The 22,117-nt window shown below is 75.1% G+C and carries 23 protein-coding genes; 16 read left to right on the top strand and 7 right to left on the bottom strand.

All coding sequences use genetic code 11. The features are described 5' to 3' along the window. Positions 1-2: 2 nt before the first annotated feature. Positions 3-887, bottom strand: coding sequence for a mycothiol synthase (gene mshD, locus ABD080_RS08025; protein WP_343904343.1), 885 nt, complete (start codon positions 885-887; stop codon positions 3-5). A gap of 173 nt (positions 888-1,060) precedes the next feature. Between mshD and ABD080_RS08020 the strand changes: the two genes are divergently transcribed. The 6 genes from ABD080_RS08020 (at position 1,061) to ABD080_RS07995 (ending at position 5,893) form a co-directional block, all read left to right on the top strand. Next, a complete protein-coding gene (locus ABD080_RS08020) occupies positions 1,061-1,810 on the top strand; it encodes a hypothetical protein (RefSeq protein ID WP_137769913.1) in 750 nt (249 codons plus the stop codon). A gap of 163 nt (positions 1,811-1,973) precedes the next feature. After that, a complete protein-coding gene (locus tag ABD080_RS08015; protein ID WP_137769911.1) occupies positions 1,974-2,621 on the top strand; it encodes a heme-binding beta-barrel domain-containing protein in 648 nt (215 codons plus the stop codon). Further along, positions 2,614-3,750: a CAF17-like 4Fe-4S cluster assembly/insertion protein YgfZ gene (gene ygfZ / locus ABD080_RS08010; RefSeq protein WP_343904342.1), complete on the top strand. Its 1,137-nt coding sequence runs from the start codon at positions 2,614-2,616 to the stop codon at positions 3,748-3,750. Before ABD080_RS08015 ends, ygfZ begins: the two co-directional genes overlap by 8 nt. Before the next feature lie 31 nt (positions 3,751-3,781). Then, a complete protein-coding gene (locus ABD080_RS08005) occupies positions 3,782-4,225 on the top strand; it encodes a hypothetical protein (RefSeq protein ID WP_343904341.1) in 444 nt (147 codons plus the stop codon). Further along, positions 4,222-5,529, top strand: a complete 1,308-nt coding sequence (locus tag ABD080_RS08000; protein WP_137769909.1) for an FUSC family protein — start codon at positions 4,222-4,224, stop codon at positions 5,527-5,529. Before ABD080_RS08005 ends, ABD080_RS08000 begins: the two co-directional genes overlap by 4 nt. A 43-nt stretch (positions 5,530-5,572) precedes the next feature. Further along, positions 5,573-5,893, top strand: coding sequence for a DUF2516 family protein (locus ABD080_RS07995; protein WP_137769908.1), 321 nt, complete (start codon positions 5,573-5,575; stop codon positions 5,891-5,893). 80 nt (positions 5,894-5,973) lie between these two features. Here ABD080_RS07995 and fbaA read toward each other — a convergent pair whose 3' ends face one another. The 3 genes from fbaA to ABD080_RS07980 form a co-directional block, all read right to left on the bottom strand. Beyond that, positions 5,974-6,999, bottom strand: a complete 1,026-nt coding sequence (fbaA, locus tag ABD080_RS07990; RefSeq protein WP_137769907.1) for a class II fructose-bisphosphate aldolase — start codon at positions 6,997-6,999, stop codon at positions 5,974-5,976. 133 nt (positions 7,000-7,132) lie between these two features. Next, the gene (locus ABD080_RS07985) at positions 7,133-7,768 is read right to left on the bottom strand and encodes an RNA methyltransferase (protein WP_137769906.1); all 636 of its coding nucleotides are present in this window, start codon (positions 7,766-7,768) and stop codon (positions 7,133-7,135) included. Then, a complete protein-coding gene (locus ABD080_RS07980; RefSeq protein ID WP_343904340.1) occupies positions 7,765-8,433 on the bottom strand; it encodes a DedA family protein in 669 nt (222 codons plus the stop codon). The genes ABD080_RS07985 and ABD080_RS07980 overlap by 4 nt, the downstream gene beginning before the upstream one ends. Before the next feature lie 122 nt (positions 8,434-8,555). On the opposite strand from ABD080_RS07980, the gene ypfJ reads away from it, so the two are divergent. Beyond that, positions 8,556-9,476, top strand: a complete 921-nt coding sequence (gene ypfJ / locus ABD080_RS07975; protein WP_137769904.1) for a KPN_02809 family neutral zinc metallopeptidase — start codon at positions 8,556-8,558, stop codon at positions 9,474-9,476. 92 nt (positions 9,477-9,568) lie between these two features. On the opposite strand, the gene pyrE is transcribed toward ypfJ, so the two are convergent. Both pyrE and ABD080_RS07965 read right to left on the bottom strand, forming a co-directional pair. Then, complete coding sequence (gene pyrE, locus ABD080_RS07970; RefSeq protein WP_343904339.1) at positions 9,569-10,168, bottom strand: orotate phosphoribosyltransferase; 600 nt, start codon at positions 10,166-10,168, stop codon at positions 9,569-9,571. Positions 10,169-10,211: 43 nt separating this feature from the next. Next, the gene (locus tag ABD080_RS07965) at positions 10,212-11,060 is read right to left on the bottom strand and encodes an SDR family NAD(P)-dependent oxidoreductase (RefSeq protein WP_137769902.1); all 849 of its coding nucleotides are present in this window, start codon (positions 11,058-11,060) and stop codon (positions 10,212-10,214) included. Positions 11,061-11,153: 93 nt separating this feature from the next. Between ABD080_RS07965 and ABD080_RS07960 the strand changes: the two genes are divergently transcribed. From ABD080_RS07960 to ABD080_RS07930, 7 genes are all read left to right on the top strand, one after another. Next, positions 11,154-11,969: an exodeoxyribonuclease III gene (locus ABD080_RS07960; RefSeq protein WP_137769901.1), complete on the top strand. Its 816-nt coding sequence runs from the start codon at positions 11,154-11,156 to the stop codon at positions 11,967-11,969. 396 nt (positions 11,970-12,365) lie between these two features. Beyond that, a complete protein-coding gene (locus ABD080_RS07955; protein ID WP_343904338.1) occupies positions 12,366-13,490 on the top strand; it encodes a CpaE-like family protein in 1,125 nt (374 codons plus the stop codon). Continuing rightward, positions 13,487-14,680 (top strand): TadA family conjugal transfer-associated ATPase, encoded by a 1,194-nt coding sequence (locus ABD080_RS07950; RefSeq protein ID WP_343904337.1) that lies wholly within the window; start codon positions 13,487-13,489, stop codon positions 14,678-14,680. The genes ABD080_RS07955 and ABD080_RS07950 overlap by 4 nt, the downstream gene beginning before the upstream one ends. Further along, positions 14,677-15,768, top strand: a complete 1,092-nt coding sequence (locus ABD080_RS07945) for a type II secretion system F family protein (RefSeq protein WP_343904336.1) — start codon at positions 14,677-14,679, stop codon at positions 15,766-15,768. Before ABD080_RS07950 ends, ABD080_RS07945 begins: the two co-directional genes overlap by 4 nt. 128 nt (positions 15,769-15,896) lie before the next feature. Beyond that, positions 15,897-16,097, top strand: coding sequence for a DUF4244 domain-containing protein (locus ABD080_RS07940; protein ID WP_137769899.1), 201 nt, complete (start codon positions 15,897-15,899; stop codon positions 16,095-16,097). Continuing rightward, on the top strand, positions 16,097-16,549 hold the full coding sequence (locus ABD080_RS07935) for a TadE family type IV pilus minor pilin (protein ID WP_137769898.1): 453 nt from the start codon (positions 16,097-16,099) through the stop codon (positions 16,547-16,549). The genes ABD080_RS07940 and ABD080_RS07935 overlap by 1 nt, the downstream gene beginning before the upstream one ends. Next, entirely contained in the window at positions 16,546-16,878 is a 333-nt protein-coding gene (locus ABD080_RS07930; RefSeq protein ID WP_343904335.1) for an Rv3654c family TadE-like protein, read from the top strand. Before ABD080_RS07935 ends, ABD080_RS07930 begins: the two co-directional genes overlap by 4 nt. 11 nt (positions 16,879-16,889) lie before the next feature. Here the strand turns inward: ABD080_RS07930 and ABD080_RS07925 are convergent, their stop codons facing one another. Further along, the gene (locus ABD080_RS07925) at positions 16,890-19,304 is read right to left on the bottom strand and encodes a DEAD/DEAH box helicase (RefSeq protein WP_343904334.1); all 2,415 of its coding nucleotides are present in this window, start codon (positions 19,302-19,304) and stop codon (positions 16,890-16,892) included. Positions 19,305-19,383: 79 nt separating this feature from the next. Here ABD080_RS07925 and ABD080_RS07920 point away from each other — a divergent pair, with 79 nt between their 5' ends. Together ABD080_RS07920 and ABD080_RS07915 are read left to right on the top strand one after the other, a co-directional pair. Then, on the top strand, positions 19,384-21,018 hold the full coding sequence (locus tag ABD080_RS07920) for a DUF7059 domain-containing protein (protein WP_343904333.1): 1,635 nt from the start codon (positions 19,384-19,386) through the stop codon (positions 21,016-21,018). Next, the gene (locus ABD080_RS07915; protein ID WP_343904332.1) at positions 21,015-22,085 is read left to right on the top strand and encodes a phosphatase PAP2 family protein; all 1,071 of its coding nucleotides are present in this window, start codon (positions 21,015-21,017) and stop codon (positions 22,083-22,085) included. The genes ABD080_RS07920 and ABD080_RS07915 overlap by 4 nt, the downstream gene beginning before the upstream one ends. Positions 22,086-22,117 lie beyond the last annotated feature (32 nt).

Below are 22,117 nucleotides of genomic sequence, written 5' to 3'. Positions count from 1 at the left end.
CCTCAGCCCTCCGTCGCCCGGCGCAGCTGCAGGTGCCGGCCCGAGACGGCGAACCCCCAGCGCTCGTACAGGGCCAGCGCGGGGGCGTTGTCGCCCTCGACGTAGAGCTCGACGCCGGGGACGCCGCGCTCCGCGAGCCGCCGCAGGGCGGTGCCCAGCAGATGCCCGGCCACCCCGTGGCCCTGCGCGGACGGCGCCGTCGCGACGACATAGATCTCCGCGTCAGGGAGCTCCGCGTCGGCAGTCTCCTCCCGCTTGACCCAGACGAAGCCCGCGAGGCCCTCCGGGGTGCGTGCGAGGACCATGTCCTCCGGGTCGAACCAGGGCTCGGCGAGGCGCTCGTCCAGGTCCTCCCGGGTGAGCGCACCCTGCTCGGGGTGGGAGGCGAAGGCCGCGGCGTTCAGGGCGACCCAGTCCTCGGCGTCGCGCACCGCCTCGAAGGAGGTCACCTCGACCCCCGGGAGGTCCGTGGCGGGCACCGGGGGCAGCGGGTGCTCGGCGTCCAGCGGGCGGCGCAGCACGAGCAGCAGCCGCTCCTGGCGCAGGCCCCGGCCCTCGAGCAGGGCGACGGCGCCGGGCAGCGCCCCGTGCGCCCAGACCCCGGCGTCGGGTCGCCGCTCGAGCACGGCCGCGAGCAGCGCGGTGCCGAGCCCGGCGCGGCGGTGGGCGGGGTGGACCATGCCCTGCACGGTCCCGTCCTCGAGCAGGCTCGCGTAGCCGGTGACGGCGGCGCCGTCCTCGATCAGGAGATGGGTCGCCCCCTCGCCGCGGAGGGCGAGCCGGGCCGCCTCGTCGAGCGGGGAGATCCCGTCGTGTGCGATGACGGCGGTCAGCAGCGACTCGATCGCGCCGCGCCGCTGGGCCGACAGGGCATCCGTCGTGATCATGTGGTCCTTCCGATGCGCACGATGCCGCCCCGGGGAGCGGGCGCTCGTAGACTGCCCACTGTAGCGCCCGACCGCCGCCCCGCCGGAGGCCGACCGCGACCCCGCCCCGAGCGCGTCCCGACGACGTCCCGGGCACGACCGAGAAGGCCACCGAGAAGGCTGAGGAGCCCCGCATGACCGCACCCGAGCGCGCACCCCTCGGTGCCGCCCTGGCGCTCCTCATCGCCCTGGTCGCCCTCACCGGCCCCCTCTCCCCCGTCCTCATGGCGGTCGTCGCGGGGGGCCTCGCGCTGCTGCTCGGCGCGGCCTGGCCGGACCTGCTCGAGCTGCCCTCGCCGCGCGGCACCCGGATCGTCGTCGCGGGGTCCGGGATCGCAGGCGCCGCGCTCACGGTGCTCGCGCCCGAGAGGCTCACCCCCGTGACCTCCCTGCTCGTCGTGACCGCGGTGGGCGTCTTCGCCTCCTTCGGCCACCAGATGCTGCGCAGCGACCGCCACGACCTCACGAGCTCGCTCACCGGCACCGTCGCGGGCGTGCTCCTCGCCGCCGTCGCCTCGTGCTGGCCGATCGCCCAGGAGATCTCGACGGCCGGCGGCGGCTCGCTCCTGGTCACCGCGATCGCCACCGGCCTCGCCGCGACCCTGCTCCTGGACGCGACCTCGCTGCCCGTGCTTTCGCGCACGCTCCTCGCCGTCCTCGCGGGCACGGGGATCACCGCCCTGCTCGCCGTGCAGCTCGGTGCCATGGCCGCGCTCCCGGCCGTCGGTCTCGGCGCGCTGGTCGCGGTCGCCGCGAGCTGCACCCACCTGCTCCTGGGCTCCTCCCTCGTGGCCCGGGAGCCGGTCGCCGCCCTCGGCGTCGCCGCGGGGCCCGTCGCGACCGCGGGCGTCATCGCCCACCTCGCCGCGGCGATGCTCACCTGAGCACCCGCCCCTGAACCCCTGAGCGGCCGCGGAGTCGATACACTGCGGGGCATGTCCTTCCTCTCCCTGTTCTTCCTGGTGCTCGTGGTGCTCGTGGGGCTCGGCACGCTCGCCTTCACGGTCCTCGTGCTCACCCGCCTCTTCGACCGCCGCTGAGGCCGTCGTGCCGATCACGCTCGACCCGTCCCTCCCCCCGTCGCTCTACCCGCTCGCGTGGCTCGTGGGCTCGTGGCAGGGCTCCGGCGCGGTCCACCACGGCGAGGACGCCGCGGACCAGCGTGTGGAGCAGCAGCTGCGATGCGAGCCCCGTGAGGACGGCACCCTCGCGTGGACCTCGGTGATCCACGTGATCGACGCCCCCGCCCCGCTCCCGCCCACGAGCGCCTTCGCGAAGGAGGAGCCGGCCGCGCCCGCTCCCTCCGGCAGCGGACAGCGCTCGCTGCTGCTGCGCGAGAGCGGCGTCTGGACCGTCGGCGAGCCGCTCCCCGGCCAGGACCTCGAGCGGGCCCGCACCGCGAAGCCCGGCTCCCCCGAGGCGACCCTCTCCTACGCCCTCACCGCGGAGCTCGACAGCGGCGACGACGCCCGCCCCTGGGCCGGCGAGGTGCGCGGTCCGCGCATCCAGCTCGCCCTCGCGGGGGACGACGGGCCCGCCCCCGCCGTGGGCGTCTCCCACCCGCGACTCGCCGCGACCCGCATGCTCGGGTACGTGGGCGGCCGCCTCATGTGGCTGTGGGAGCGCCGCGACGAGAGCGCCGGCGCGAGCGACGAGCTCGCCCCGTACCTCTCCCTGGAGCTCGACCGTGCCTGACCCCGCCGTGCCCGACCGCACCGTGCGCCCCCTGCTCTCGACCTCCGCCGTGCTCGGCGAGGGGCCGGACGCCGCGGTCCCCGAGCACTACGGCGCCCCGCTGCGCGAGCAGCGCCGGCTCCTGCGCCGTCGCGCGGTCGTGGACCTCGGCCAGCTCGAGGTGCTCGAGCTGAGCGGGGCCGACGCCCGCAGCTGGCTCACCACGATCTCCTCCCAGGTGCTGACCGGCGTGCCCGTCGGCACCGGGGCGAGCCTCGCGGTGCTGTCCCCGCAGGGGCGCGTCGAGCATCTCGCCTCCGCCGTCGTCACGGGCGAGGAGTCCGTGCTCCTCGTGACCGACGCCGGCGCCCGCGCCGGGCTGCGCCGGTACCTCGAGATGATGCGCTTCGCCGCCCGTGTCGAGATCATCGACCGCGACGACCTCCGCGTGCTCGGCGCGCTCGGCCCCGCCGGCGAGGTCCTCGCCGGCTCCGGGCTCGAGCTGCCCGAGCCCGTCGCCGTGTGGGACGACCGCTGGCCCCATGTCGCGCCCGGCGGCGTCGCCTACGGCCCGGACCCGGAGGACCCCTCCGGCGCGATGCTCACCGTGCTCGACGCGGCCGCCCTCGAGGCGCTGCCCTGGCAGGCGGAGCACCTGGCCGGCATGTCCTCCTGGGAGGCCCTGCGGATCGCCGACCACCGCGCCCGCCAGGCCCGCGAGGTCGACGAGCGCTCGATCCCCCACGAGCTGGACCTGCTGCGCACCGCGGTGCACACCGCCAAGGGCTGCTACCGCGGCCAGGAGACCGTCGCGAAGGTCATGAACCTCGGCCAGCCGCCGCGGCGCCTGGTCATGCTGCACGTGGACGGCTCGCAGGACGTGCCCGTCACCCCCGGCGGCGAGGTGCGCCTGGGCGGGACCGACGGCAAGGTCGTGGGCACCGTGACCTCCGCCGCCCTGCACGCGGACCTCGGCCCGATCGCCCTCGCGGTCGTGCGCCGCGCCGTCCCGCTCGACGCCCCGCTGCACCTCGCCGTGACCCTCGCGGGCACCGGCGAGGACGCCACCACGCTCTGGCTGGACGCGACCCAGGAGCCGATCGTCGTCTCCCGCGAGCACGGGCAGCGCCCCGCGACCGCGAAGCTCTGATCGGGCCCGCGGGCCCGGTGAGGCAGGGATGATGGCAGCCATGGACGGTGACGGCGGGCAGCAGGCGTGGAGCGCGCACCGGCGCGAGGTGCTCGCCGCCCAGGAGGACGCCCTGCGCCGTACCCGCCAGGAGGAGCACGAGCGCGCCACCGCGAAGCTCCGCGCCGCGATCGGCCGCTGGCAGGAGGCGGGCATCGCCCCGCTCCCGCTGCGCGCCCAGCCGTACACCGGCTCCGGCAGCGTGCGCACCTCCCTGCACGGCTGGTACCTCAAGCACGACCGCTCGATCGCCGTGGACACCGAGGGCCGCTTCTACGTCATGCGGGTGGACGGATCGCTGCTGAGCCGCCTCCGCGGCGTCACCCCGAACCCCTCCCCCGCCCCGCTCGTCGTGGGCCGCGGCGCCCGCGACGGCGAGACCTTCGACCTCGACGAGCTGCTCGACATGCGCGGGAAGGACCCGGTGCGACCATGACCGCACGCCGCTCCGGCACGGACACCCCCACCCAGGCGCTGCCGCTCGGCGAGCGCCTGCGCGGCGGCGTCGAGCGCCACTTCCACGACGGCTTCAGCCGCAGCCGGGTCGACGCGCTGAGCATCGGCCGCGCCGCCGTCGCCGCGGCCACCGCCTACTTCGTCAGCGGCCTCATCTGGGGCCACGCCCACCCGTTCTTCGCCTCGATCGTCGCCTTCATCATCATCGGCTTCAGCACCGAGAAGAAGATGCGCAAGGTCGTCGAGATCTCGTGCGGCGTGATGATGGGCGTCGTGCTCGGCGAGGTCGCCCGGGCGACGATCGGCTCGGGCACCTGGCAGATCGCGGTCGTCGTCTTCGTCGCGGGCATGCTCGCCCGCTTCATCGACCGCTCCGTCGTGCTCGGCTTCCAGATGTCGATCCAGTCGCTGCTGGTCATGATCATGCCGATCACGCCGACCATGTCCCCGGGCGGCCGCGTGCTCGACGCGCTCACCGGCGCCGCCGTCGCGATCGTCATCCACCTGCTGCTCTCAGGCGATCCCCGTCGGGCCCAGCGCCGCGCCGCGCGCTCCTTCTACCGGGAGCTCGAGAACACCCTGGTCTCGCTCTCGCTCGCCGCGCGCTCCGGGGACACGGGCGTCGCGCGGGCCGCCCTGCGCTCCGTGCGCGACACCTCCCAGAAGTACACCGACGAGTGGCGGCTCGCGAACGACGCCGCCAACGAGATGGCCACCTTCTCCCCCACCGGCCTGCGGCACGCCGACGAGATCGGCCGGCTGCGCCACCTGCTCGTCGGCTCGGACCGGGCCATGCGCAACATCCGGGTGATCGCCCGCCACGAGGTCGAGTTCCTCGAGGCGGTCGACGGCGACCCGCACTCCACGCTCGCCGACGCCCTGCTCGCCGCGCAGGACGCCGTCTCGACGCTGCGTGCCGCCGTCGGCCACCAGGAGGTCGACTTCACCGAGGTGCGCCGCTGCCTCCGCCTGTTCACCGCCTACCTCACGCCCGAGGTGCTGCTGAAGAACGACAAGGGCGTGCGCCCCGGCCGCGCCGGCCACTTCGAGGGCGTCACCCTCGTGGTGCAGCTGCGCGCGCTCGCGATCGACCTGCTGCAGGCCACGGGGCTCGAGGCGAAGGATGCCAAGCGCTTCCTGCCGAGCCTGCTCATCGCCGCCGACGGCGACTCCATCGGCCCGCGGCCGATGACCCGGGAGATGCGCGCCGTCGAGCCCCCCGCCACGACCGAGGCGCTCGAGCTGCTCATCACGGACCGCTCCGACCCGTCCCGTCGGCGCTGATCCCTCGGAGCCCGCGCTCGGGAAGGGACCGTATCCTGGGCCGATGATCGCCTCCGCCCAGCTCTGGATCTTCGCCGTGCTCGCCCTGCTCCTGTTCCTCGTGGAGATCTGGGCGCTCGTGAACGCCCTGCGCTTCCGGGCGGACGCCTACACCGCCGCGGACAAGCGGTCGAAGGTCTTCTGGGGCGTGCTGACGGGGGTCGCGGTGCTACTCGGCTTCCTGTCCCTGCCCTACCCGATCGGCTCGGGCGGCTCGTCGATGCTGTTCATGATCGGCGGGATCATCATCGCCGGCATCTTCCTCGCGGACGTCCTGCCGGCCCTGCGCCGGGTCATGGGCCGCGCCGCGGGCAACCGCTGGTGAGCGCCTGACGCTCACCCCGCACGAACGGGGAAGGCCCCCGGAGCAGCGCTCCGGGGGCCTTCTGCCGCGAACGGCCCGGCTCAGGCGTGGGTGCCCGCCGAGCGGAGGTTCTCGCAGGCCTCGACGACACGAGCGGCCAGGCCGGCCTCGGCCTTCTTGCCCCAGGCGCGGGGGTCGTAGGCCTTCTTGTTGCCGACCTCGCCGTCGATCTTCAGCACGCCGTCGTAGTTCTCGAACATGTGCGAGACCACGGGGCGGGTGAAGGCGTACTGGGTGTCGGTGTCGATGTTCATCTTGATGACGCCGTTGTCCACGGCCTCCTGGATCTCCGCCAGGGTGGAGCCGGAGCCGCCGTGCATGACGAGGTCGAACGGCTTCTCCTTGCCGTACTCCTTGCCCACCGCGTCCTGGATGTCCTTGAGGATCGACGGGGTCAGCTTGACGTTGCCCGGCTTGTAGACGCCGTGCACGTTGCCGAAGGTGAGGGCCGTGAGGTAGCGGCCCTTCTCGCCGAGGCCGAGGGCCTTGGCGGTCTTCAGGCCGTCCTCCGGGGTGGAGAAGAGCTTGGACTCGTCGACGTCGGCGGAGACGCCGTCCTCCTCGCCGCCCACGACGCCCACCTCGATCTCGAGGATCTTCTTCGAGGCGGCGGTCTTCTCGAGCAGGCGCTCGGCGATCTCGAGGTTCTCGTCGACCGGCACGGCCGAGCCGTCCCACATGTGGGACTGGAACAGCGGGTCCAGGCCCTTGTTCACACGGTTCTCGAGGTCCCACTCGAGGAGGGGCTCCACCCAGGTGGGCAGGACCTCCTTGGCGCAGTGGTCGGTGTGCAGGGCCACGTTGATCGGGTAGTTCTTGGCCACGGCGTGCACGAACTCGGCGAGCGCGAGGGAGCCGGCGACACGGTCCTTCACGGTCGAGCCGGAGAGGTACTCGGCGCCGCCGAAGGACACCTGGATGATGCCGTCGGAGCCGGCCTCGGTGAAGCCCTGCAGCGCGGCGATGGCCGTCTGCGAGCTGGAGACGTTGACGGCCGGGTAGGCGAACTTCCCCGCCTTCGCGCGGTCGATCATCTCGGCGTACTGGTCCGGGGTTGCGACTGCCATGAGGCATTCTCCTTCGCTGAAGCGACTGGCGACGACGGTCGGCGCAGAGGGCGCAGCGCACAGTCGTCCTATCGCTCACAGTGTCCCATAGGCACCCTGGCACGGACGGTGCGCGTCCGTCCCTGGAGCGGGTTCAGCGCAACGGACCCTCGGGGATCTCCGCGTGCTGCTGCACCCAGGTGTGCATCGCGATCGCGGCGGCCGCGGCGACGTTGATCGAGCGGGTCGAGCCGAACTGCGTGATGCCGACGACGAGGTCCGCCGCGGCGAGCAGCTCCGCGCTCAGGCCCGGCCCCTCCTGCCCCACGAGCAGGACCGCGTCCCGCGGGAGCGGCGTGCGCTCGATCGGCATCGCCCCGGGGACGAGGTCGATCGCGACGAGCGGCCTCCCCGCCTCCCGCGCCCAGGCCACGAGGTGCGCCGCATCCGGATGGTGGATCTCGTGCTGGTAGCGGTCGGTGACCATCGCGCCCCGCCGGTTCCAGCGGCGCCGGCCCACGATGTGGAAGGCCTCGAGGGCGAAGGCGTTCGCGGTGCGCACGATCGAGCCGATGTTCGCGTCGTGCTCGAGGTTCTCGATCGCCACGTGCAGGGGGTGGCGGTGCTCGTCGAGCTCCGCGACGATCGCCTCCCGTCGCCAGTAGCGGAAGCGGTCCTCGACGTTGCGCCGGTCGCCGTGGGCGAGCAGCTCGGGGTCGAGGCGGTCGTCCACCGGCCACGGCTCCGGATGTGGGCCGAGGCCCACCTCGCGCGGGGCCGGGGTGCTCACTTGCCCTGCTCGTGCTCCTGCTCGCGGACCGCGTCGTCGGGGTCGGGCAGGCCGAGTGCGCGGCGGCGGCGCTCGCGCAGCAGGATCCGCACGACCACCACGATCACGGCGATGACGATGACCGCGTAGATGACGTTGGAGAAGACGTCGGTGTACGGCTCGATGATGTGCCAGTTATTGCCGAGGATGTACCCGAAGGTGAGGAAGATGCCGTTCCAGATCCCGCTGCCCAACACCGTGAGCAGGCTGAACACCCAGAACGGCATGGCGTACAGGCCCGCCGGGATCGAGATGAGGGAGCGGACGCCCGGCACCATCCGGCCGAAGAAGATCGCCTTGTGCCCGTGGCGGTCCATGAAGGCGACCGTCTTCTCGTAGTCCTCGACGTGCACGAACGGCAGGGCGAGGAAGATCCGGCGCAGCCGCTCGGGCCCCAGCAGCCGGCCCAGCCCGTACAGCACCCAGGCGCCGACGAGGGAGCCCGCGTTCGACCACAGCAGCATGACCACGAAGGTGTGCTCCGGACCGGCGGCGGCGACGCCCGCGAGCGGCAGGATCACCTCGGAGGGGATCGGCGGGAAGATGTTCTCGAGGAAGATCAGCAGGAAGACGCCGAGACCTCCCAGGCGGTCCATCGTCGCGACGGCCCAGTCCACGATGTTCATGCAGAGATCCTCTCCTCGAGGGTCGATGCTCGCGCGACGGGTCGGCGCCGCGATCCGTCCCCATGGTAGGTGGAGCGCCTGAACGCTCCCCCTCGGGGGCCCCTGCCGTCTACCCTGCCCCCATGACCTTCAATCCTGATGCCGAGATCCAGTCCGGCAACACACGCAGCGGGGGCGGGGGCGGCATGCTCCCCCGCGGCGGGGGCGGCGGTCGCATCGCCCTGGGCGGTGGCGGCGGCTGCCTGCTGCTGGTGATCGTCATCGTCTTCACCCTCATGGGCGGGAACCCGATGGACCTGCTGGGCGGCGGGGGCACCCAGACCGAGGCCGCCTCCTCCGGGGAAGGCGGCGCGCTCGAGCAGTGCAGCACGGGCGAGGACGCGAACACCGACGACAAGTGCCTCGTACAGGGCGTCGTCGAGTCCGCGGACTCCCTCTGGGCGCAGCTCGGGCCGGACTCCGGCATCGAGTTCCGCGAGCCGCAGGCGGTCATCTTCTCCGATCAGGTGCAGACGGGCTGCGGCGCCGCGACCTCGGACGTCGGCCCGTTCTACTGCCCGGCGGACCAGACCATCTACGTCGACGACAGCTTCTTCGGCGACCTCCAGTCCCGCTTCGGGGCCGACGGCGGCCAGTTCGCGAAGATGTACGTCGTCGCCCACGAGTACGGCCACCACATCCAGAACCTCTCCGGGACGATGTCGAAGGTCGATCATCAGGAGACCGGTCCGCAGTCCGGCGGCGTGCGCCTCGAGCTGCAGGCGGACTGCTACGCGGGCGTCTGGGCGAACCACGCCTCGACCACGACCGACGACAACGGCGTGACGATGCTGCAGCCGCTCACGGACCAGGACATCCAGTCAGCCCTCTCCGCGGCCTCCGCCGTGGGCGACGACCACATCCAGGGTGACGTCTCCGGCGGGCAGGTGCAGCCCGAGACCTGGACCCACGGCTCCTCGGAGCAGCGGCAGAACTGGTTCATGACGGGCTACCAGGAGGGCACCGTCGAGGCCTGCGACACCTTCGGCGCGGACTCTGTCTGATCGACGTACTGCGAGGAACGAGCGGTAGGAGATCAGACGGTCGAGCACTGTCTGAGCACAGCGGCCCACCGACGTGTCGGGGGTGCGTGCGCTCAGATCTCGAGCTCGGAGATGTCGTACGCGGAGAGGTAGCGGTAGCCCGCCTTCTCCACGGCCTCGCGGGAGGCGTCGGCCCGGTGCACGATCACGGCGACCGCGGCGATCTCCGCGCCGGCCTCGGTGAGCGCCTCGCACGCGGTGAGGACGCTGCCGCCCGTGGTGGACGTGTCCTCGACCGTGACCACGCGGCGGCCCGTGACGTCGGGGCCCTCGATGCGACGCTGGAGGCCGTGGGCCTTCTGCGCCTTGCGCACGACGAAGGCGTCGATCGGCGCGGCTTCGGCGTCGGCCGCGGCGGCGTGCATGATCGCGGTCGCGACCGGGTCCGCGCCGAGGGTCAGCCCACCCACGGCCTCGACGCCGGGGACGAGGCCCTCACGGCGCAGCAGGTCCAGCATGATGCGGCCCACGAGCGGCGAGGCCTCGTGGTGCAGGGTGATGCGGCGCAGGTCCACGTAGTGGTCCGCCTCCGCACCGGAGGAGAGGGTCACGCGGCCGCGCACCACGGCGAGGTCGCGGATCAGCTCGCGGAGGCGCTCGCGATCGGCGGCGAGATCAGGGGCGGGGGCGGCGGGGGCGGCAGGCTCGGACATGCGCCCCAGGGTAGACGGTCCCGGCCGGGCGGTCGGTCCCCGATCAGGGGACGTCGTCGCGCTGCCACGGCGCGTGCAGGTCCCGCTTCGAGGCGCGGCGCCGGGCCTTGCGCACGGCCTTCTGCTGCATACGGCCGTACCAGTTCGGCGAGGTCAGCGCCCGGACCATGGAGCGCGGCGCAATCCGCGAGACCTCCCCGGCGGTGCGGTACTTCACCGAGGGGATGGACAGCACCGCCCCCTTCGAGGCGTCCTTGAGCGCCTGCTCGACCACGAACGGCGCCTTCAGCCACGTGATCCGCGGCAGGCCGTCCATCCGCATCGACGCGCGCTCGTGGAACTCGGTCTGGACGAACCCCGGCAGCAGCGCGGTCGCCGTGACGCCCGTGCCCTGCAGCTCCATGGCGAGGGACTCGGTGAACACGGTGACCCAGCTCTTGGAGGCCGCGTAGGGACCGGCCGTCGTGTAGCCCGCGAGGGAGCTGACGTTGATGATGGCGCCCTTGCGCCGCTGCACCATCGACCCGGCGGCCGCGTGGGAGAGCACGAGCACCGCCCGCATGAGGGTGTCCATCTGCCGCTCGTGGTCCTCGACGGGGATCTCGAGGAAGCCGCCGCGCAGACCGTAGCCGGCATTGTTGACCAGCAGGTCCACGGGCTCCACGGGGTCCGTCAGGCGGATCGCGACCTTGTCGAGGCGGGGGCGGTCGGAGAGATCGGCGGGCAGGACCTCCACCTGCACGGGGTGCACGTCGCGGATCTGCTCGGCGACCGTGTGCAGCCGGTTCTCGTCCCGCGCCACGAGGACGAGGTCGTGCCCGGTCCCGGCCAGCTGCCAGGCGAACTCCAGGCCCAGGCCGGTGGTGGATCCGGTGACGAGTGCGCGCGCCATGGGCTGATCCTAGAGCCGTCCCGCGCCCGCGGGTGACGCGACGGGTCGATCGGGGCCTGCCGGGCGGTCGGGGCGGGCCCGTAGGATCGGCCCATGCGCATCGCGACCTGGAACATCAACTCCCTGCGAGCCCGGATGGATCGGGTGGTGGCCTTCCTGGGCCGCCATCAGGTGGACGTGCTCGCCCTGCAGGAGATCAAGGCGAAGCCCGCCCAGCTCGACCTCGCCCCGCTCGAGGCCGCCGGCTACGAGGTCGCGGCGCACGGGCTGAACCAGTGGAACGGCGTCGCCGTCATCTCCCGCGTGGGGCTCACGGACGTCGCCCTGCAGCTGCCCGACGTGCCGACCTGGCCGGAGGACGAGACGGGCGTGGTCGAGGCCCGGGCGCTCGGCGCGACCGTGGGCGCCGGCTCGGAGGGCGGCGGTCTGCGGATCTGGTCGCTGTACGTCCCCAACGGCCGCGAGCTCGACCACCCGCACTACCCGTACAAGCTGCGCTGGCTCGACGCCCTGCGCGCCGAGGGTGCGCGCGAGCTCGCCGCGGATCCGCGCTCCCGCACCGTGCTCGTGGGCGACTTCAACGTGGCCCCGCAGGACGACGACGTCTGGGACATGGCGTTCTTCGAGGGGAAGACCCATGTCACCGAGCCCGAGCGGGCCGCCTTCCGCGCGGTCGTCGACGCGGGCTATGCCGACGTGGTGCGTCCCGAGCACCCGGGCCCGGGCACCTACACCTACTGGGACTACCAGGCGCTGCGCTTCCCCAAGAAGGAGGGCATGCGGATCGACTTCGTGCTCGCCTCGCCGGCGGCGCAGGAGGCCGTGACGGGCTCCTTCATCGACCGTGAGGAGCGCAAGGGCAAGGGGGCCTCCGACCACGCGCCGGTGGTCGTCGACCTCGACCTCTGAGCGGGGCGTCCTCGGGATATCGAGGTCGCGGGGTGTCAGCGCCACGGGGCGTGACCGGGGCCTGACAGGACGGAGCGGCGGTCCGCTGTGCGGCCGCCGCTCCTCGACGTTCCGGCACCGGGATCAGGCGTGAAAACCGTCTGGCTGCGGTGGCGCTGTCGACGCCTCACAGCCGGTCCGCTTGCGGGGACCAGTCGCACGTGGGTTCCGGTGCCGATATTCGTCGTTGTCCACGTCACACTACGCCCGGCCCGCCGGGGGCGCAAGCACTCGCGTGGACGGGGGACGAGGGGCCCGCCGGGGAGGCGCGGCGGCACGGTTCCTCCCCATCGCGCCGCCGTCCACAGCGACGCCCACCGGGCCCCATCGCGGCGCTCCGCCGCCCACGATGTCGCCATGACCAGCGAATCCGCTCTCCTCACCGCCGGCACCGGCCACGGCCCCGGCGTCGTCGACCCGCGCCGCGCCGCGCGCTTCCCCCGCCCCGGCACCGGCGGCGCCCGGACCCGCTGGCGCGGCGCGGACCCCCACCTCCGCGACCTCGTGCGGGACCATGCGACCGCCGTCGGCTCCCCGCTCCTCGAGGACGACTCCGCGGCCGCCGCCTGTGAGGTCCTCGACCCTGCCGCGCTGCTCGCCGGGCCTCCGCGCGCCGATCGTCCGCTCCCGCTGCTGGTCGTCGTCGACGCCGTCGACGAGTCCGCCGTGCCCTCCGCGGTGTGGGAGGCCGCGCTCGCCGCCGGGGCCCGCGCCGTCCTCCCCCTCCCCGCCCGGTCCGATCGTCTCCTCGCCGAGCTCGCCGCCCTCAGCAGGCCCGACGACGCCGCGCTCGTCGTGGGCGTCGCCGGGGGCTGCGGCGGCGCCGGCACCTCGAGCCTCGCCGCCCGCCTCGCCGGGGCCGCCGGCCGCTCCCGGAGCTCCGGCGGCGCCGGGCCCGAGGGGGACGTGACGCTGGTGGACGCCGATCCGCTGGGCGGGGGCCTCGACCTGCTCGTCGAGGCGCCGCCCACGGAAGGTGGGCGATGGCGGGAGGCGGCCGCCCTTCGCGTCGAGGACGGTGAGGCGCTGCGCGAGTCCCTGCCCCGGGTGGACGGCATCCGGCTGCTCACGAGCGGGCCCGACGGCGCCGGCGCGAGCGCACCCGCACTCGCGGGCGTCCTCGCCGCGCTGCGACCCCGGGGCGGGACCGTCGTCGTGGACCTCGGCGCGGACCTCGTGCCCGCCGCCGCTCGGCAGCTGGACCGGCTGCTGGTGCTCGTCCCCGCGAGCGACCACGCCGTCCGCGCCGCCGCCCGGCGCCTGGACCGGTGGGACCTGCCGCCCGGCCTCGCCGCGCTCGTGGTCCGCCGCCGCGGGCCCCTGGCTCCCGGCGAGGTCGCCGCCGACCTCGGCCTGCCCCTCGCGGCAGACTTCCGCGATTCCCCGCGCGGTGCCGTCCCCCTGCTCGACGTGCGCCGCCGCGGCGCCGACCGCGCCTGCCAGGAGCTCCTGGAGGACCTCCGGGACGGCGGTGCGCGATGACCGCCGCGGCCGCGAGCGCCGACCTCCTGGGCCGGGTCCGCGCGGATCTGGTCCACGCGCCCGGACCGGTGGACGTGCCCCGGATCGCCCGGGTGCTCGCGGAGGCCGGCGTCGTCGTGGGCGCGGCGACCATGCTCGAGCTCACCGAGACCGTGCGCGACCACGTCGAGGGGCTCGGCCCGCTCCAGGGACTCGCCGCGGAGGGCGTCACCGACCTCCTCGTCAACGAGGACGGCTCCGTCTGGCGCGACGACGCGGAGGGGCTGCGGCGGACGGCGGTGCACCTGACCGCCACCGAGGCCCGTGACCTCGCGGTGCGCCTCGCGACGGCCGGCGGTCACCGGCTGGACGACGCCGTGCCCTGGGCCGATGCCCACCTCCCCTCCGGCATCCGCTTCCACGCCGTCCTGCCGCCGCTCTCCCCCGGCGGCGCGATCATCTCCCTGCGCCTGCCCGGCCGTCGCCGCTGGGACCTCGACGCGCTCGCGGCCCACGGGGCCTTCTCCGCCGCCGTGCAGGAGGTGCTGCTCGCGATCGTCCGCGCCCGTGTGCCCTTCCTCGTCACGGGCGGCACGGGGACCGGCAAGTCGTCCCTGCTCGCGGCTCTGCTGCAGGCGGCGCTGCCCGACGAGCGGATCGTCGTCGTCGAGGACGTCCTCGAGCTCGAGATCGCCCACCCGCACGTGGTGCACCTGCAGTCCCGGCACGCCAACACCGAGGGCGCGGGGGGCGTCGATCTCACGGCCCTCGTGCGCCAGAGCCTGCGGATGCGACCGGACCGCATCGTGCTCGGCGAGTGCCGCGGCGGTGAGATCCGGGAGCTGCTGCAGGCCCTCAACACCGGGCACGAGGGCGGCTGCGGCACCGTCCACGCGAACACCGCGGCCGACGTCCCCGCGCGTCTCGAGGCGCTCGGCGCCCTCGGCGGGCTCGACCGCCATGCTCTCGCCGCCCAGGTCGCGAGCGCCCTCGAGGTCGTCGTCCACCTCGGGAGGCGGGAGGGCGTGCGGCGTCTCGAGGAGATCGCCGTGCTCGGGAGGGACGACCAGGGGGTGCTCGTCGCCCGCACCGCGCTGCGCACCGCGGGCGAGCGGATCCTCGAGGGACCGGGAGCGGAGGCCCTCGCCGCCCGCCTCGCCCCGGCTCCGGCTCCTGCTCCGGCCGGCACCGTGGGGAGGCGGGAGCCGTGATCGTCGTCGGACTCATGATCGCGGCGATGGCGCTTCTCGCCTGGCTGCTGCCCGCGCCCTCCTCCGTCGTCCGCGAGGTGGCGGCACCGGCCACCCCGCGCCCCACCCGCGCCGGGACGCTCGATCTCGCCCGTCTCGTGGAGCGGCTCGCCACCGTGCTCGCGACCGGCGCGAGCCTCCGCGGAGCCTGGGCGGCCGTCGCGCGGAGCCTCCCGCCCGGCGACCTCGCCGATCTCGCCCGGGCGGCCGCCGCGGGAGCGGACCCCCGCCGCAGCGCGCCGGGTGCCCTGCGCGGCTCCGCCCCGGTCGCCTCCCTCGGAGCGGCGCTCGCCGTCTGCGAGCGCACCGGCGCACCGACGGCGGCCGTGCTGCGCTCCCTCGCGGAGGCGCTGCGGGACCTCCACGACGCGGCCTCCTCACGGCGCACGGCCTTCGCGGGCCCCCGCTCCACGGCGCGCATCCTGCTCGTGCTGCCGCTCGCCGGGCTGGGCCTCGGCATGCTGCTGGGCGGCGACCCGCTGCGACTGCTCGCGACGACCGCCGCGGGGCGCGTCCTGCTGGTCCTCGGGGTGCTGCTCACCGCCGCCGGCTGGTGGTGGATGCGCCGCCTGCTGCAGCGCGCGGACCCGGCGCGGAGCACCGGGGTGGACCCCTCCGTGCTGCTCGAGCTCGTCGCGGGCGCCCTCGGTGCCGGTCTGCCGCTCGCGCAGTCCTGCGCCGCCGTCGCGGAGGCGCTCACCGAGTCCCCCGAGCGGCAGGCCCTCTCCCGTCTCGCGACCGCCCTGCGCGCCGGGATCCCCGTCGACCTCGCCGCCCGCGCCCTGCCCCCGGCCCTCGCCCCGCTCGGCGAGTCCGCCGCGCTCGCCGAGGCGTCCGGCGCGGATCTCGCCCCGGTGCTCCGCTCCGCCGCTCGCGATGCCCGCCGCGGCCAGGCCCGGGCGGCGGAGGAGCGCGCGGCCCGGCTCGGCGTCACGCTCGTCGTCCCCACGGGGGTGACGCTGCTGCCGGCCTTCGTCGTGCTCGGCATCGTCCCCACCGTCATGTCGCTGCTCGGCGGCACCGTCGGACTGAGCGGCGAGGCGCTGTGAGCCCGCACCGCTCCCCCACGACCACCGGGACACCCCGGTGGGCGGGCCCTTCCCGGGCACGCCCGGCGCCGGCACCCGCCGGCGTCACCCCGACGGCGTCCGCCGTCACCGAGAAGAAGGAGGACACCATGTCCCTCACCCTGGAGCGCCTGCGCTCCCGACTGGACCGCGCCCTGCGGGACGAGACCGGCGCCTCGACCGCCGAGTACGCCATCACCGTGCTCGCCGCCTGCGGCTTCGCCGCCGTGCTGGTGGCCCTGCTGGCCTCCGGCGAGGTCCGCGAGCTGCTCATGGGCATCATCACCTCGGCCCTGTCCAAGGGGTCCTGATGCCACGGCGGCCCTGGTCCTCCCGCCTGCGGGAGGACCAGGGATCCGCCACCGCGGAGACGGCGATCGTGCTGCCCGTGGTGGTCGCGATGGTCGCCGTGCTGCTCGTCGCGGGCCTCGGCATCGGGGCCCAGGTGCGCCTGGAGAGCGCGGCCCGCGGCGCCGCCCGCGAGCTCGCGCGCGGGGAGGACCCGAGCACCGCCGCCGAGGTCGCGCAGCGCCTGGGCGGCGAGGGCACCACGGTGAGCATCGGCGGGGACGGCAGCTGGGTGCGGGTCGAGGCGCGGCGCACCTATCGCGCGGACGCCCCGCTGCTCGGCGGCGCCCACTGGGAGCTGCGCGCCGATGCGCAGGCCCACCTCGAGCCGCAGCTGCTCGAGGGCGGCGCGGGAGGCGGTGGGCCGGGTGGGGCCGGACCGGGCGAGGATGCTGCGGGCGGAGGACAGCCGTGAGCACCGGCGCCGCCGGGGTGCTCGCCTGGACCGGGGCGATGACGACCGCGGTCGCCGGCCTCACGCTGCTGGGCGCGGGGCTGCTCGCCCAGTCCCGGGCGGAGACCGCCGCCGATCTCGCCTCCCTCGCCGGGGCGGACTCCCTCGCCGCGGCGAGCGGCGACCCGTGCACGGTCGCCGGTGAGGCCGCCGCCCGCAACGAGGCGCGTCTCGTCTCCTGCGAGGTGCAGGGCTGGGACGTGCTGGTCCGGGTCGAGGTCGACGCCGCACCGCTCGGCGCGATGGGGGCCCGCTCCCGGGCGGGCCCCGGCCCCGCGGAGCTGCCGTGAGCGCGGCGGCCTCAGGGGTGCAGGAGGGCCAGCAGCTCCTCGGCGCGCGGCTTGCTGAGCGGCTCGTTGCCGTTGCCGCACTTCGGGGAGACCACGCACGCGGGGCACCCGTTCTCGCAGGGGCACTCGGCGATCATGTCCGCCGTGGACCGCAGCCAGGCCGCGGCGTCGTCGGCCCCGCGCTCGGCGAAGCCCGCACCGCCCGGCGCGCCGTCGTACACGAAGATCGTCGGCTCGCCGGTGTCCTCGTGGTGCGCGGAGGAGACCCCGCCGATGTCCCAGCGGTCGCAGGTCGCGAGCAGCGGGAGCATCGAGATCGCCGCGTGCTCCGCGGCGTGCAGCGCCCCCGGGAGCTCCTCGTCGGGGATGCCCGCGGCGTCGGTGCGGGCCTTCGGCACGACCCACCACACGGCCTTCGTGGTGAGGGTGCGGGCGGGCAGGTCCAGGGGATGCTGGGCGAGCACCGCCTGGGTGAACACGTCCCGCACCTGGTAGCCGGTGACCTGGTCCGTGACGTCGACCGTGCCGAAGCACAGCCGCACGCCGTCGGCCCACTCGACCTCGCGGTCCGCCTGCCGGATCCGGATCGTCGACTGGGACTGCGGATGCGTCGAGTGCAGGGGGTCCTCGCGGTGCACCATCGCGACCGCCTGGTCCACGTCGAGGTGGTCCACCACGTAGGAGCGGCCCTGGTGGAGGTAGACGGCGCCGTCGTGGACCTGGGTGTGGGCGCTCGCGGCGTCCACCGTGCCCAGCAGCGCGCCACTGCCCGCCTCGACGATCCGCACCGGCTCCCCGCCGCTGCCGCGCAGGTCGGTGAGGTCATGGGCCGACTCGCTGAGCGTCCAGTACCAGCCGGTGGGGCGGCGGCGCAGCACGCCGCGCGCGGCGAGGGTCGTCAGCAGCTCCCGCGCCGTGGGCCCGAAGATCCCCTCCTCGCCGTCCTTGATCGCGAGCTCCGAGGCGGCCGCGCACAGGTGCGGGGTCATCACATACGGGTTCGCGGGGTCGAACACCGCCGCCTCGACCTCCGCCCCGAACACCGTCTCGGGATGGTGGACGACGTAGGTGTCCAGCGGGTCCTCCCGCGCGACGAACAGGGCGAGCGCCCCGGGCCCGGTCTGCTTCCGCCCCGCGCGGCCCATCTGCTGCCACAGGGAGGCGCGGGTGCCGGGCCAGCCGGCGATCATCACCGCGTCGAGACCGGCGATGTCGATGCCGAGCTCGAGGGCGTTGGTCGAGGCGAGCGCCCGCAGCTCCCCGGAGCGGAGGTCGTCCTCGAGGGCGCGGCGCTCGGAGGCGAGGTAGCCGCCGCGGTACGCCTTCACCCGCCCGGCGAGATCCGCGAGGGCGCCGGATCCGTGCTGCTCCGCCTGCTGCTCGAGCAGCCGCCGGGCACCGCTCGCGACGAGCTCCGCACCCCGGCGCGACCGCGCGAAGACGAGGCTCTGGACGTCCGCCGCGACGAGCTCCGCGAGCAGCGCCCCGGCCTCGGAGGTCGCCGAGCGCCGCAGCGGCTCCTCGCTGCGACGGCGCCCCGGGGAGTCGGGGGCAGCGGGGGGTCCTGCATCGTCCCCGAGCGGGCGGCCGTCGATCGCCGCCTCGCGCGTGCCCGGCTCCCACAGCCCCACGGTGAGCCCGGCCCGCGGGGAGCCGTCCTCGGTCACCGCGACGACGTCCTCCCCCACGAGCCGGGACGCGGAGAGCTCCGGGTTCGCGGTCGTCGCCGAGGCGAGGACGAAGGTGGGCTCGGCCCGGTAGGCGGCGGCGATGCGCCGCAGCCGCCGCATCACGAGGGACACGTGGCTGCCGAACACGCCCCGGTAGCTGTGGCACTCGTCGATCACCACGTAGCGCAGGGCCCGGAAGAAGGAGGCCCACTGCTCATGGCCCGGCAGGATCCCGAAGTGCAGCATGTCCGGGTTCGTGAGCACCACCGAGCCGTGCCGGCGGATCCACCGCCGCTGCTCGGTCGGGGTGTCGCCGTCGTACACCGCGACCCGGGCGTCGCGGATCCCGGCGCCGTCCGCCATCGCGGTGATGTTCGTGAGCTGGTCCGCGGCGAGCGCCTTGGTGGGGGCGAGGTAGAGGGCCGTGGCCCGCGGCGCCGCGTGGTCGAGCTCGCGCGCCCCCACGGCGCTCAGCACGGGCAGCAGGTAGGCCAGCGACTTCCCGGAGGCGGTCGCCGTGGACAGCACCACGTGCTTCCCCTCGTGGGCGAGCGTCGCCGCCTGCTCCTGATGGGTCCACGGCGCGGTGATGCCGCGTGCGGCGAGATGCTCCACGAGCCGCGGGTCCGTCCACTCCGGGAACGTTCCGCGCTTCCCCTCCCGCTCGGGGAGGTGCTCGACGTGGGTGAGGCAGCCGCGACGGGTCAGCGGCAGGGAGAGGTCGCGGAGGAGGTCGTCCGCCTGCCCTGCACGCATGCTCCTCCTCACAGGATCTTCGCGGGATCCCCCGATGTCCGGACGTCCCGGTCGGGCCCGCTGGGGCACAATCGTAGCCATGCAGACCGACGTCCTGGACGCCCCGCCGCGGGTGATCCCACCCCTGGTCAGCGCCCTGCGCGCCGACCTCCTCGCGGCGCCCTTTACGATCGCCGCGACCGAGGACCTCTACGGCCCGCTCGCCGTGGCCGCCGTGCGGCGCGAGAACCCCGTCCCTGCCCGTCGGGTCCTGCGCGGCCGCACGGATCCGCTCGCGGTGCTGCTCTCGGTGCTGACCCTGGGCGCCGCGGTCCCCCGCCCGCTGATCGACGCCGCCCTCCCCTCGCTCGGCGCGGAGGGCGCCCTCGAGCTGGGGATCCTCGTCCCCGCCGCCGGCGACGGCGAGGCGCATGCAGATGCGGGGGCGGACGCGGCCGACGGGGAGCCTCTGCTGCGCGCCGCGATCGACCTCTCCCCCTACTCCGCGCAGGACGACGCCGGCGAGATCGCCTGGTGGATCGCCTCGGACCTCTCCGAGCTCGCGACCGGGCGGCCCCTGCGCGGCGAGCACGTGCTCGGTGTGGGCGGCGCTTCCCTCACCCTCGCCCGGATCACGCCCCGGGACGAGGTGGGCTCCGTGCTCGACCTCGGCTGCGGCGGCGGGATCCAGGCGCTGCACGCCGCCCGCCACGCCCGCCGGGTGGTCGCGACGGACCTCTCCGAGCGGGCCCTCGCCGTCGCCGCCTTCAACGCGGCCCTGAACGCGGAGGAGGGCGCCGCCCCGATCGAGCTGCGCCACGGCTCCCTGCTCGAGCCGGTCGCCGGGGAGACCTTCGACCTCGTCGTCTCCAACCCGCCCTTCGTCATCACCCCGCGGGACACGGCGCTCGCGCACGACCGCACCGCGGGCGCCGAGGGCTCCTGGACCTACCGCGACGGCGGCCGCGCCGGGGACACCCTGCTCGCCGAGCTGCTGGGCGCGCTGCCCTCGCACCTCGCCCCCGGCGGTCGCGCCGTCATGCTCGGCAACTGGGAGGTGCCCACGGGCGAGGCGACGGACGCGCACCCGCGCGCCTGGCTCGACCCCGCTCTCGCCGACGGCGTGGACGCCTGGGTGATCCTCCGCGAAACCGAGGACCCGGCCCAGTACGCCGAGACCTGGGGCCGCGACGGCGGCGTCACCGAGCGCGACCCCCGCTGGCAGGACATGCAGGAGGCCTGGCTCGACGACTTCGCCGCGCGCGGCGTGGAGGGCCTGGGCTTCGGCTACCTGCTCCTGCGCCGGCCCGAGCACGGGTCCGCACCGCGACCGGGGATCCTGCGCAGCGAGGAGGCGACGGGCACCGGCTCGGGCACCCTCTCCTCCCACCTGAGCACCTCGCTCACGATGATCGACGTCCTCGCCGGGATCGACGACGACGCCCTCGCCGCCTCCCGCCCCGTGCGCGCGGCGGACGTCGTCGAGCGGCGCCACCTCACCCCCGGCGCCTGGGACCCCACGCTCATCGAGCTCGTCCAGGGGGCCGGCCTCGCCCGCGCGGTCCGTGCGGACCAGCTGCTCGCCGCCACCGTCGGCGCCCTCGACGGCACCCTCACCCTGGGCCAGACCGTCTCCGCCGTCTGCGCCCTCACCGACACCGACCCCGACCACGCCCGCGAGACGCTGTTCCCGCAGATCCGCGAGCTGGTCACGACCGGGATGCTGAGCCTGTGACGACACCCGCCGAGCCCACCGACCCCAGGACGCCCGACGAGCCCGTCACGGCGTCCGAGCCGCACGGGCCGGACGCGCGCAGCACGTACGAGCCCGTCGCGGCGCCGCCCGCGCCGCCCGAGCGGGTCCGCGTGCGCGGCGGCGTCGTCGCGCCGATCCTCTCGCTGCTCGTCGCGGCCGCCTGCGTCGTCGCGACGGTCGTGCTCGCCCGCTTCGCCGTCGGCACCGCGAGCGGGCAGCGGCTGGACCAGCTGATCCTCTCCGGCGCGCAGTCGCAGGAGGACCGCTTCTCCGCCCTCGCGGAGCTCGCCGTGGGCAGCGTGAGCGTGCCGGTGATCATCGGCGTGCTCGTGCTCGCCGTCGTGCTGGTCCTCATCCGGCGGCGGCCCGGCCTGCTCGTGCCGCTCGCGGCGCTCGTCGCGGGGGCGAACGTGACCACGCAGGTGGTCAAGCACCTCGTGGTCGTGCGGGAGGCGCTCGGCCCGGGCATCGACGTGACGCCGAACTCCTTCCCCTCGGGGCACACGGCCCTCGCGGCGAGCGCCGCGGTCGCGCTCGTGCTCGCCTCGGGCGCCGCGCGCTGGCTCGTGGCGCTGCTCGGCGCGGTCTGGACGGCCGGCGCCGGCATCGGGACGCTCGTGCTCGGCTGGCACCGCCCGAGCGACGTGGTCGGCGCGATCCTCGTGGTCGCGACCTGGACGTTCCTCGTCCTGTGCGTCGACGGCATCCACTCCCGGCTGCGCCGCTCCCGTCTCGCCCGAGCCTCGGCCCGCGGCCGCCGCCGCGCGGGCGCCCCGCCCGTCGGGGGCCGGCCCCGCCACGGTGTGCTCGACTCCGCGGCCTCGGCGCTGCTGGCCCTCGTGGGCCTCGTCTCGACGATCGTCGGCCTGCTCACCCTCGCCTCGCTCTCGCTGCCGCTGGACCTCCAGGACGCGGCCCAGCAGGCCGCCGGATACACGGGAACGGCCGCGCTGGTCTGCGGCGGGACCGCTCTGTGGCTCGCGCTCGTGCTGGTCCTGCGGGTCCCGCACGTCCCGGGGCGCCCCCGGGGCGAGCGTGTACCGTGAGCACTCGCCGGGAGCCCGGTGGGTACGGATCC

Origin of the sequence: Brachybacterium rhamnosum (assembly GCF_039526185.1) — a bacterium.
Classification (GTDB): Bacteria; Actinomycetota; Actinomycetes; order Actinomycetales; family Dermabacteraceae; genus Brachybacterium; species Brachybacterium rhamnosum.
Note: the sequence above shows the minus strand (reverse complement) of the source record. Positions and strands in the feature narration are given on the sequence as shown.

Bases quoted from the DNA above. Each gene is read 5' to 3' on its own strand.
- fbaA (WP_137769907.1), bottom strand. From the start codon at position 6,999: ATGGCAGTCGCAACCCCGGACCAGTACGCCGAGATGATCGACCGCGCG.
- mshD (WP_343904343.1), bottom strand. From the start codon at position 887: ATGATCACGACGGATGCCCTGTCGGCCCAGCGGCGCGGCGCGATCGAG.
- pyrE (WP_343904339.1), bottom strand. From the start codon at position 10,168: ATGTCCGAGCCTGCCGCCCCCGCCGCCCCCGCCCCTGATCTCGCCGCC.
- ABD080_RS07960 (WP_137769901.1), top strand. From the start codon at position 11,154: ATGCGCATCGCGACCTGGAACATCAACTCCCTGCGAGCCCGGATGGAT.
- ABD080_RS07920 (WP_343904333.1), top strand. From the start codon at position 19,384: ATGCAGACCGACGTCCTGGACGCCCCGCCGCGGGTGATCCCACCCCTG.
- ABD080_RS08020 (WP_137769913.1), top strand. From the start codon at position 1,061: ATGACCGCACCCGAGCGCGCACCCCTCGGTGCCGCCCTGGCGCTCCTC.
- ABD080_RS07965 (WP_137769902.1), bottom strand. From the start codon at position 11,060: ATGGCGCGCGCACTCGTCACCGGATCCACCACCGGCCTGGGCCTGGAG.
- ABD080_RS08005 (WP_343904341.1), top strand. From the start codon at position 3,782: ATGGCAGCCATGGACGGTGACGGCGGGCAGCAGGCGTGGAGCGCGCAC.
- ABD080_RS07935 (WP_137769898.1), top strand. From the start codon at position 16,097: ATGCCACGGCGGCCCTGGTCCTCCCGCCTGCGGGAGGACCAGGGATCC.
- ypfJ (WP_137769904.1), top strand. From the start codon at position 8,556: ATGACCTTCAATCCTGATGCCGAGATCCAGTCCGGCAACACACGCAGC.
- ABD080_RS07995 (WP_137769908.1), top strand. From the start codon at position 5,573: ATGATCGCCTCCGCCCAGCTCTGGATCTTCGCCGTGCTCGCCCTGCTC.
- ABD080_RS07940 (WP_137769899.1), top strand. From the start codon at position 15,897: ATGTCCCTCACCCTGGAGCGCCTGCGCTCCCGACTGGACCGCGCCCTG.
- ABD080_RS07950 (WP_343904337.1), top strand. From the start codon at position 13,487: ATGACCGCCGCGGCCGCGAGCGCCGACCTCCTGGGCCGGGTCCGCGCG.
- ABD080_RS08000 (WP_137769909.1), top strand. From the start codon at position 4,222: ATGACCGCACGCCGCTCCGGCACGGACACCCCCACCCAGGCGCTGCCG.
- ABD080_RS07980 (WP_343904340.1), bottom strand. From the start codon at position 8,433: ATGAACATCGTGGACTGGGCCGTCGCGACGATGGACCGCCTGGGAGGT.
- ABD080_RS07955 (WP_343904338.1), top strand. From the start codon at position 12,366: ATGACCAGCGAATCCGCTCTCCTCACCGCCGGCACCGGCCACGGCCCC.
- ABD080_RS07925 (WP_343904334.1), bottom strand. From the start codon at position 19,304: ATGCGTGCAGGGCAGGCGGACGACCTCCTCCGCGACCTCTCCCTGCCG.